This window comes from Alcaligenes faecalis (assembly GCF_041521385.1).
Classification (GTDB): Bacteria; Pseudomonadota; Gammaproteobacteria; order Burkholderiales; family Burkholderiaceae_B; genus Alcaligenes; species Alcaligenes faecalis_E.
On sequence record NZ_CP168006.1, the window covers coordinates 212,896 to 222,865 of the forward strand.

At 56.7% G+C, this 9,970-nt stretch carries 9 protein-coding genes; 5 read left to right on the forward strand and 4 right to left on the reverse strand.

Annotated features, from left to right (window positions below; genetic code table 11):
* On the reverse strand, positions 1–1,053 hold the full coding sequence (locus ACDI13_RS01025; protein WP_316989720.1) for an AraC family transcriptional regulator ligand-binding domain-containing protein: 1,053 nt from the start codon (positions 1,051–1,053) through the stop codon (positions 1–3).
* A gap of 114 nt (positions 1,054–1,167) precedes the next feature.
* Between ACDI13_RS01025 and ACDI13_RS01030 the strand changes: the two genes are divergently transcribed.
* From ACDI13_RS01030 to ACDI13_RS01050, 5 genes are all read left to right on the forward strand, one after another.
* Complete coding sequence (locus tag ACDI13_RS01030; protein WP_316989721.1) at positions 1,168–2,775, forward strand: long-chain-fatty-acid--CoA ligase; 1,608 nt, start codon at positions 1,168–1,170, stop codon at positions 2,773–2,775.
* Between the two features lie 44 nt (positions 2,776–2,819).
* Positions 2,820–3,614: a crotonase/enoyl-CoA hydratase family protein gene (locus tag ACDI13_RS01035; RefSeq protein WP_316989722.1), complete on the forward strand. Its 795-nt coding sequence runs from the start codon at positions 2,820–2,822 to the stop codon at positions 3,612–3,614.
* 51 nt (positions 3,615–3,665) lie between these two features.
* Positions 3,666–3,983, forward strand: a complete 318-nt coding sequence (locus ACDI13_RS01040) for a DUF485 domain-containing protein (protein WP_316989723.1) — start codon at positions 3,666–3,668, stop codon at positions 3,981–3,983.
* Complete coding sequence (locus tag ACDI13_RS01045; RefSeq protein WP_316989724.1) at positions 3,980–5,548, forward strand: sodium/solute symporter; 1,569 nt, start codon at positions 3,980–3,982, stop codon at positions 5,546–5,548. The genes ACDI13_RS01040 and ACDI13_RS01045 overlap by 4 nt, the downstream gene beginning before the upstream one ends.
* Positions 5,549–5,627: 79 nt before the next feature.
* Positions 5,628–7,148 (forward strand): CoA-acylating methylmalonate-semialdehyde dehydrogenase, encoded by a 1,521-nt coding sequence (locus ACDI13_RS01050; protein ID WP_316989725.1) that lies wholly within the window; start codon positions 5,628–5,630, stop codon positions 7,146–7,148.
* 184 nt (positions 7,149–7,332) lie between these two features.
* Here ACDI13_RS01050 and ACDI13_RS01055 read toward each other — a convergent pair whose 3' ends face one another.
* The 3 genes from ACDI13_RS01055 to ACDI13_RS01065 form a co-directional block, all read right to left on the reverse strand.
* Positions 7,333–8,628 (reverse strand): aspartate carbamoyltransferase, encoded by a 1,296-nt coding sequence (locus tag ACDI13_RS01055; protein ID WP_316989726.1) that lies wholly within the window; start codon positions 8,626–8,628, stop codon positions 7,333–7,335.
* Positions 8,629–8,789: 161 nt separating this feature from the next.
* Positions 8,790–9,245, reverse strand: a complete 456-nt coding sequence (locus ACDI13_RS01060) for a hypothetical protein (RefSeq protein WP_316989727.1) — start codon at positions 9,243–9,245, stop codon at positions 8,790–8,792.
* Between the two features lie 111 nt (positions 9,246–9,356).
* Entirely contained in the window at positions 9,357–9,944 is a 588-nt protein-coding gene (locus ACDI13_RS01065) for a hypothetical protein (RefSeq protein ID WP_316989728.1), read from the reverse strand.
* Between the last annotated feature and the right edge of the window lie 26 nt (positions 9,945–9,970).

The window sequence follows — 9,970 nt, forward strand, 5'->3', positions numbered from 1 at the left end:
TCAGACCAGCTCCTGCTGGGCGGCGCGATACACCCCGGGCGTCATGCCCGTCCAATGGCGGAAAGCCCGGTGAAATGTCGCTGGCGAACTGAACTTCAAGGCGTAAGCAATTTCAGCCAGCGACATATCCTTGCGCAGCAACTTGAAAATTGCCAAATCTCGGCGCAACTCATCCTTGATCCCCTGAAACGACAGGCCTTCCTCTTGCAGCCGGCGTATCAAGGTGCGCGCCGACATATGCAATTTGCCAGATACGTCCTGCAAGGTATGACCCAAATCAGTATGCAAGATTTCCCGCACTTTCAGGCGCAAGGCATGCTCGTGATAGGAAGTAAAAATCCAGTCACGCGGCGCCCGTTCCAGAAAAGCCCTGGCCTCTACCTGGGTGCGTTGCGGACGCACCTGGCCCAGCTCCGCCCCGAACAAGATGTGCGAGTACGGCGTATCAAAACTGACTGAAGCCGGAAACAGCACCGAGTAGTCCGCCGCAAAAGCCGGTCTGGGAAAGGCAAAGGCCACTTGCTGCACGGGCACCTCGCGCCCCATCAGCCAGGACACAATCCCGTGGGTCAGTTTCAGCATCAGGGCATGACCGAAACGATGTACATCAGCCGCGGGGTAGCGTGGCACCAGCTCAATACCCAATTCTTTATCCGTGCGTATCAGGTTCAGGTTGAAATCATCCAGCAACAGATTCCAGAACTGGGTAAAGCGATACAAGGCCACATTGATGGACGGCGCATCCCGCACCGTACGCACAATGTATTTCAGTGCGCCCGCCCGTATGGGCCGAGTCCAGAAACCCATCATTTCATCGCCGGTTTTCCGGGCGCTTTCCTGATACAGGCGCACTAATTGATCACGCGTCAAACGAGCGCCGGGCCGATCAATAAAATCTTTCACGATGCCCGACTGCTTCAGGCAGTGATCCAGCACCGCTTCGGAATAGCTGCTGCGCAGGCTGTGAAACCAGTCCTGCACCAGATCCAGCGCCACCGTGGTGGTATGGGCCGCATCAACAGGCACCGGGAGCGTGCCAGGCAAAGCATTCATTTCCTATGACCCCTCAAAGATTGTCACTTTTTGCATATTCGACGTCAGTATTCGCTATTGGGCAAGGTGCTAAACCATCCTATGCTGACACACATAATACAAGGAGACATCACCATGTCAGGCACTGGAAATATGATGCACATGCCCTTGCTCATCAGTTCAATTCTCACCCACGCCCTAGAGAATAACCCTGAGCAGGAGATTGTTACCGCTTTGGATAATGGCGAGCTACATCGCTACAGCTATCTTGACTTTGCCCACCGGGTTCAGGATCTGGCTCTGGGACTGTGCCGTGAAGGCCTGCAGCCTGGGGAGCGCGTGGCGACTTTGGCATGGAACACCTACCGCCACCTGGAAATTTATTACGCCACCTCGGGCGTCGGTCTGATCTGTCACACCGTGAACCCGCGTCTGACGCGCGAGCAAATTGCCTTCATCATCAATGATGCCCAAGACTCGGTAATGTTCTACGACGAACATTTCGAAGAAATGGTCAGCGATCTGCGCGGCCAATGTCCCACCGTCAAGCAGTGGGTACGCATGGGCAGTCAGGCTCAAGGCCCGTTGGCCGACGAGTACGAAGGCTGGCTGGGCAATGACACGACGGGCTTTGAATGGCCCGTGTTTGACGAGAATACCGCCAGCGGCCTGTGCTACACCTCCGGCACCACCGGTGCTCCTAAGGGTGCCCTGTACACCCATCGCTCCACCCTCTTGCATGCTTATGCCTCGGCCCACCCGAACGCGCTGTGCATTGCCAGCGCAGACGCCGTCATGCCTTTGGTTCCAATGTTTCACGTCAATGCCTGGGGCCTGCCTTACTCCGGCCTGATGTCTGGAGCCAAAATTGTTCTGCCCGGTGCCAACTTGCAGGGAGAGCGTATTTACTCCCTGTGTGAACGCGCTGGCGTCACCCTATCAGCCGGTGTACCCACCATCTGGAAAACCGTACTGGACTACGCCAAAGCCAATGGCAAGCAATTCACTACGCTGAGCCGCATCCTGATCGGTGGCTCCGCTTGCCCACCCAATATGATTGCCACCTGGGCAAGCTACGGCATTACCGTCCGTCACGCCTGGGGCATGACAGAAACCTCGCCGCTGGGTACGGTGTGCCAATTGCTGCCCAAACACAGCACGCTGCCCGAAGCTCAGCAACAGCACGTGCTGGCCTCACAAGGCCGTGCCCTGTTCGGCGCACGCCTGAAAACCGTCGACGACGAAGGCAACACCTTGCCCCGTGATGGCAAAAGCAGCGGCCACCTGCTGATCCAGGGTAACTGGATCATGGACCGCTATTACGGCAAACCTGATCTGGCCAGTGAAAACGGCTGGTTCCGTACAGGCGACGTCGGCGCCATCGACGCTGACGGCTACGTCTACATTACCGACCGCAGCAAGGATGTCATCAAGTCCGGTGGCGAATGGATCTCCTCGATCGAGATCGAGAACATCGCCATGGAAGAGCCCTTGGTAGAACTGGCTGCCTGCATCGCCCAGGCCGACGACAAATGGGGCGAGCGCCCTGTGCTGTTCGTGGTGCCACGCGAAGGGGCTGATCTGGACGAGACCCATATGCTGCAACGCTACCAGGATCGAGTCACCCGCTGGTCGGTGCCCGACAAAGTCATTTTCATCGACCAAATGCCCATGACGGCAACTGGAAAGATTCAAAAAATGGCGCTGCGCAAAATGCTGGCAGATCAAACCAATCCCAGCTGACTTGCACTGCCGCCTTCGCTATTACGTAACACAAGGAGTTTTTTATGGCCGCCCCTTTCCTGCTCACCACCGAGTTGGACAACATCGGAATTGTCACGCTGAACAAGGCGCACAAACGCAACGCCCTGGATGAAGATGCCATTGCTGAAATTGATGCGTACTTCTCCAATATTCCCGAACACATCCGGGTCATTCTGATGAAGGCAGAAGGCGACCATTTCTGCGCGGGCCTGGATCTGAAAGAGCACCATGACAAGGAACGCGGCGCCGTGGATTTTCTGCGCGTTTGCCAAAGCTGGCACCGTGCGTTCGACAAAATCGAACACGGCGGCATCCCCGTCATTGCCTGCCTGCAAGGCGCCGTCGTAGGCGGTGGTCTGGAACTGGCCAGCGCAGCGCACATTCGCGTGGCCGACAACAGCACCTTCTTTGCCCTGCCTGAAGGCACACGCGGCATCTTCACCGGCGGTGGCGCTACCGTTCGCACCGCAAAAATCATCTCTCCCAACCGCATGATCGAACTGATGCTGACAGGCCGCGTGCTCGATGCCGTGGAAGGAGAGCGACTGGGACTGGCACATTACGTATGCAACAACGAAGCCAACCCCAAAACAGCCTATGAGCTGAGCCTGGAACTGGCTCAGCGCATTGCCGGCAATGCCATCTTGTCGAACTACGCCATTGTCAGCTCGATCAGTCGCATTGCCGATATGTCTGCCACCGACGGCCTCTTTGCCGAAGGCTTAATGGCAGCGGTAGTACAGACCGGGCGGGATGTGCAGGACCGCTTGGGAGAGTTTGTTAATAAGAAAGCTCATAAAGTGAAGCCGACCAAGTAACATCGGCCAGGCGAACATGGGCAGTAATCACAACAATACGGAGACAAAACCATGCTGTCGCATCAAGAGTTAAGCCGGGCACTCGCCGGACTGCAGGAATATGAGCAACTCAAATCGCAGCGTCGGCGTCTGGCATTTGCCTGCGCCGGCCTCTGCCTGGGGCTGACGACCCTGCTCATCGTGACGGCCATTTTCTGGCCCGGCGTTCTAACCCATGACCTGGGCAGTGGAGGAGCTGTCAACAGTGGCATGGTGTACGGAATAGGACTGATTTTTGTGTCCTGGTTATTAACCGGCGTGTATATCCATATCGCCAACACCCGCTTTGACCCACTGTGCGAGCGAGTACTGGCAAAGGTACGCCCATGAATACACAAGCCATTCTGATCTTTGCGGCTTTTGTCCTGGTGACCCTGGGCATTACCTATTGGGCTTCGTCACGCACACGTTCCAGCTCGGATTTTTACACGGCAGGCGGCGGCATTAGTGGCACACAAAATGGCCTGGCCATTGTGGGCGACTACATGTCCGCCGCCACCTTGCTGGGTATTTCGTCCCTGGCCTTTACCAACGGTTTTGACTCGCTGCTGTATGCCGTTTGCGCCTTCATGGGCTGGCCGATCATCATGTTTCTGATTGCCGAGCGCCTGCGCAATCTGGGCCGCTACACCTTGAGCGATATCGTCTCGTACCGTCTGGATGAACGCAGCACCCGCATCTTTACCGCAATCAGCTCGCTGACGGTGGTGCTGTTCTACCTGATCGTGCAAATGGTCGGGGCCGGACAACTGGTGCAACTGCTGTTTGGCATCGACTACACCTACGCCGTGGTGGCCGTGGGCTTGCTCATGATGGTGTACGTGGTGGTGGGCGGCATGGTGGCAACCACCTGGGTGCAAATCATCAAGGCTATTTTGATGATGGGCAATGGCTTTTTGATGGCTGCCCTGGCCCTGTACTACTTCAACTTCGACTTTTCTGCCCTGGTCGGCGCTGCGGCTGAACATCACCAGGCTGGCGCAGCCATGAAAGGCCCCTGGAAGTTGATGGCCGATCCGTTCTCGGGTCTGTCTCTGGCCGTTTCCCTGGTGTTTGGTATTGCCGGCCTGCCCCACATCATGATGCGTTTCTTCACGGTGCCGGATGCACGCGCTGCCCGTAAATCGGTATTCGTGGCAACGGGTTTGATGGGTATCTTCTTTGTGGTGATCTGCTTTCTGGGCCTGGCTGCCATGGCCATCCTGCCCAACCACCCCGAGTTCTATGTGGACGGCAAGGTAGGCGGCATGGTGCTGGGTGGCTCGAACATGCCCATCATGCACCTGGCAACGGCCTTGGGTGGCAACCTGCTGTTCGGTTTGCTGGCTGCCGTGTCCTTTGCCACGATTCTGGCGGTGGTCAGTGGCTTGACCCTGGCCGGTGCCTCGGCGGTTGCCCATGACCTGTACGCCAAAGTCATCCGTCGCGACGATGTCACGCCATCGCAAGCCATGCGGGTCAACCGCCTGGCATCAATCGGTATTGGCTTGGTCGCCATTTTTCTGGGGCTGCTGTTTCGTGGTCAAAACGTCGCTTTCCTGGTTGCCCTGGCCTTCAGTATTGCCGCCTCGGCCAACTTCCCGGTCTTGCTAATGTCCATGTACTGGCGTGGTGTCACCACCCGTGGTGTGATCTATGGAGGTCTGAGCGGCCTGCTGGTGGCGCTGGGTCTGGTGATTCTGTCCCCAGCCGTGTGGGTCCGCATTCTGGGCTTTTCCGAAGCCGTATTCCCCTACGACTTCCCCACCCTGATTTCCATGCCTTTGGCATTCTTCATGATCTACTTTGTATCAAAACTGGACCACAGCCGTCGTGCCAGCCAAGACCGTGATGGGTTTGACGCCCAGCAAGTCCGCGCTGAAACTGCAGTCGGTATTGCCGCTGTGTCTCACTAGATACTTGGTACTCTGGCGGTAGCCCAGCCTGATCGGGCTACCGCCCCTTGTTTTAATTCATCCCAGCAGGAGCATCACCATGACAGAGTTAAACGCCCCCGACATTGCTCACTACATCGGAGGTGGCCAGCAGGCTGGCGCCGGTACCCGTACTCAACCGGTGTACAACCCGGCCACCGGCCAGGTCAGCGCCAAGGTCAAACTGGGTAGCCAGCAAGATATTGACGCCGCTGTGGCCAGTGCCCAGGCTGCTTTCCCCGCCTGGGCCGACACGCCACCACTGCGCCGCGCCCGCGTACTGTTCAATTTTTTGGCCTTGCTCAACGAGAACAAAGAGAAGCTGGCCGCCATGATCACGGCCGAGCATGGCAAGGTTCTGTCCGATGCGATGGGCGAAGTCACCCGCGGTATCGAAATTGTGGAATTTGCTTGCGGCATTCCTCAGTTGCTCAAAGGCGATTTCACCGAGCAGGTCAGCACGAATATCGACAACTGGACCATGCGTCAGCCTCTGGGTGTCGTTGCCGGTATCACCCCATTCAACTTCCCGGTCATGGTGCCCATGTGGATGTTCCCTGTCGCCATCGCCGCCGGTAACACCTTTGTGCTCAAACCCAGCCCTATCGACCCCAGCCCCAGCTTGTTCATCGCCGAGCTGCTGAAAGAAGCCGGGCTGCCCGATGGCGTATTCAACGTGGTGCAAGGCGATAAAGACGCGGTTGAGGCTCTGGTCAATCATCAGGACGTGCAAGCCGTATCCTTTGTGGGTTCAACCCCAATTGCCAACCGCATTTATGAAATGGGTGCAACCGGTGGCAAGCGCGTACAAGCTTTGGGCGGTGCCAAGAACCACCTGGTCGTCATGCCTGATGCCGACATCGACCTGACCGTGGACGCCTTGATCGGCGCCGCCTACGGCTCGGCGGGCGAGCGTTGCATGGCCATCTCGGTAGCCGTGCTGGTGGGTGACTCTGCCGAGCGCATCCTGCCCAAACTGGAAGAACGCACTCGCAGCCTGAAGATTCTGAACGGCACTAACGCCGCCGCCGAAATGGGCCCCATCGTGACGCAGCAAGCACGCGAACGTATCAGCAGCTGCATCGACAAAGGTGTACAAGAAGGCGCCAAACTGCTGGTGGACGGCCGTCACTTTGACGGCGCCAAAGCCGGTGAAGGTTGCGAGAACGGCTTCTGGATGGGCGGCACCCTGTTCGATCACGTCACCCCCGAGATGAGCGTCTATCAGGATGAAATCTTTGGCCCTGTGCTGTGCTGCGTACGCGTACCGGATCTGGCCAGCGCCATTGAACTGATCAACAAGCACCAGTTCGGCAACGGTGTGGCTTGCTTTACCAGTGACGGTAACGTAGCCCGTGAATTTGGCCGCCGCATCCACGTGGGTATGGTCGGTATCAACGTACCTATTCCTGTCCCTATGGCCTGGCACGGTTTTGGTGGCTGGAAGAAGAGCCTGTTTGGCGATATGCACGCCTATGGTGAAGAAGGCGTGCGCTTTTACACCCGCCAGAAATCCATCATGCAGCGCTGGCCTGAAAGCATCTCCAAGGGTGCGGAATTTGCCATGCCCACGTCCAAGTAAAAGTGGATGTGCCGGGCTGACTCTTCGTCTCCAAGCGACAATTCGGCCTGGCATATCGCTATAAGTTTGCTCACCCAGCAGACTTAAAAAACACTTTTATCAAAGACAAAAAAGCCGGGGCTCTGAATCAGAGCCCCGGCTTTTTTTACTGCTGACACGTAATTAACGCTGTCATCTGCCCGGCTTAATACATGCCATGGAAAACGGCATCATCAGGACCGATATGCGATGGAGGGTTCCAGGTTACATCGCGCATGGAATGCTGCACCAGCGTTTCCACCCCCAGCAGCACGGCAAAAATCGCCATACGTACGGGAATACCGTTGTCTGCCTGGCGGAAAATCGCCAGACGCGGATCGTGGTTCAAGTCCACGCTCAGATCATGCGCCCCTTCACGGCTATCACGCGGCAACGGGTGCATCACAATCACATCAGGGCCACAACAGCGATCAATAATGGCTTTATTGACCTGGAAGTCGGCGGTAAAGCTGCCATCCTGCCCTTCTTCGAAACGCTCTTTTTGCACGCGCGTAGCGTAAATCACATCCACGCCAGGCAGACCTTTTTCCAAGGAGCTCGTCTGTTCGATGACATGCTTACCCTGCTTGGCAACCTGCTCCACAATGTGCTCTGGCATTTCCAGGCCAGGGGGCGAAATCAGGGTGAATTTCAGGCCACGATACATGCCCAGCAACTTGATCAGGGAGTGTACGGTACGTCCATATTTCAGGTCCCCTACCAGGGCGATATGTGCGCCATCCAGCAACTTGCCCAGACGGGAAAACTCCGTGCTGATCGTATACAAGTCCAATAACGCCTGACTGGGGTGCTCGCCTGCGCCGTCACCACCGTTAACCACCGGGATATTGGTGGCGCGCGCAAATTCCGCGACCGAACCTTGCTCAGGGTGACGAATCACCATGGCATCCACATAGCCGCTCATGACTCGGCTGGTGTCGTAAATGGACTCACCTTTAGCCATGGAAGAAAAAGTAAAGCCGGTGGTATCACACACCGAACCGCCCAGGCGGCAGAAGGCCGAGCCGAAGCTGACGCGGGTACGAGTGGAGGCTTCAAAAAACAGGTTACCCAGCACTGCCCCTTCCAGCACGCGCGACACTTTCTGACGGCGAGCGATGGGCTGCATGATATCGGCCAGACTGCACAGCTCTTCCACAGTTTCACGAGTGAACTGCTCAACGGACAAGAGCTGATGCTTGCCGCCGGTGGCAATGCGATCACGCAAGGGGCCGGACTGTGCGCTTTGCGCATACTTGCTCAGCAACGCTTCGTTTTCCACAATTTCCGTGACAAAACGCTGCACCACTTCCGGCATGGCCCGCGACTCCAAAGAGCCTTCAGGCAGCAGCCAAGTGTCCAGTGCGCGACGCTTGACCCCAATACGTGCCGCAAAAACGTCACGAGTCAGGTTCAGGCGACGCATTGCATCACGCAAAAAAACTTGTTGGGAGACGGCCATATCAGCTCTCGCTTATAAAATATACGCAATGCGTACATTCTAAAACCGCAAGCGATAAAAAAGCGAGAAGAAATTGAGGCTATTGCAGAAAATACAACGACAGTCTACGCAGCAGGCCAGAGTCACTGCTGCCCAGACTCACCGCCTAATGAGAACGACGCTTAAGGATGCTGCCGATACGGCATGTTGTAAGGCGCGGCCTGATCATCATTGGGCATCATGAAGCCCTCGTAATCTTGCTGACCGGAGCTAAGCCACTCGCTATGCTGGTAGGCAAAATCAGCCAGGCCTAACGTGCCCCAGACGCCGATCACAAAAAGCGCCAGGCTCAAGGCCAGAAAGAAGGCCGAACAGAAACCGGGGATCCAGGCCCAGCGACGCCCTGCTTTGGAACTGTGCCACGCCAGGGTCCAATGGCTCCAGCACAAGGCCAGAAACGCCGAGACCAGCCCCATCAGAAAGACGAACAAGGGCAGGCGTAAAAAAGCGGGGACAAAAACGGATCCGATCACTCCTGTGCCCATCAACATGATGAACAGCAGCGCGGCCCCATGCAGGCCCATCAGAACCCGAAAAGAAAGGATATAAAACGTAAAACTACTGGGCGGGGTCACCATACCGACTTTCCTGTTCTTAACAAGAGAGGTGGATTTGCACCCACCGCATTTTCAACAAGCCAGGCATGGATGAACCCAAGACCAGGATGGCATTAAAGTCGTAAGCAGGGCTTACTTCTTGCCGTTGGTTTGTGCCGCGTCTTGACCAGCAATGGCACGCGCAGCCGCCAAGGCATTCGCTTCTGTACCCACCATGAAAATCAGGCGGCCATCTTTGACGGGTGAACCATAAGCGGGAGCAGCCAGCATGGTGTCACCGACGACCAACGCCAAACGCTTTTTGGGGAACTGAGTGGTCACTTGCAGCAGACGTTGAGCCGCCTCTGGCGTCAAATCCAACGCCAACAAGCCTTCCTTGCTGTCATTGGTGCCAGCCTGCACACCAACCAGATCCTGACGCACCACAACGGCACGTGGATTCACAAATAGCACACCATTGGGCTGAACATCGACACGAGCCCAACCCGCCTGTTCCTGCGTGTCCGCCAGGAAGATCTGTACCGGTGCGGCTTGCTGCTGAGCACCTGCTTGTGCTTGAGGCTGCTGAGCGCCCGTTGCAGGCGTGGAGGGAGTTGTTTGCGTTGCGGTGCTGGAAGCACCAGCGGTATCGCTCGGTTTTTCTTGAACGGTCTGACAAGCGGCCAATGCAACCAAGCCAACAGGAGCCACAATTCGAGCGAGCGCGCGTAAAGTCACCATAATGAAGTTTCCCTCTCTCTTTACGA